This is a genomic window from Bacillus sp. SIMBA_031, from assembly GCF_046535225.1.
Taxonomy (GTDB): Bacteria; Bacillota; Bacilli; order Bacillales; family Bacillaceae; genus Bacillus; species Bacillus velezensis.
The window spans coordinates 1-253 of the sequence record NZ_JAWRXC010000478.1; the positions used below are offsets into that span (position 1 = coordinate 1).

Consider the following 253-nt stretch of genomic DNA (forward strand, 5'->3'; position numbering starts at 1 on the left):
GGTCGTCGCCGGTCAGCCGAGCTGCAGGGCGACGCATCGCCAGGTGCCGTCGCGCTCCTCCAACCGGACCGCCATCGCCCGGGACCGGTGGCCGTGCCGGACGTGCACGCACACCTCGGCGCTGTGCGGTCCCGGTCGGAACACGTGCACGCTGCGGACCTGGGGCCGCACCCTCCGGCCCCTGGGCGGGGTCGGTGCCGTCTGGGCCAGGATGCGCACCCGGCGCTCGAGGTCCTGGTAGACGCGCGCACTG

1 protein-coding gene is annotated in these 253 nt (G+C 75.9%); it reads right to left on the bottom strand.

Going from position 1 to position 253, the window contains the following annotated elements; translation table 11 throughout:
- Positions 1-12: 12 nt before the first annotated feature.
- A partial coding sequence (locus SB724_RS21085) for an Rv3235 family protein (protein ID WP_410572939.1) occupies positions 13-253 on the bottom strand: 241 nt, incomplete at its 5' end.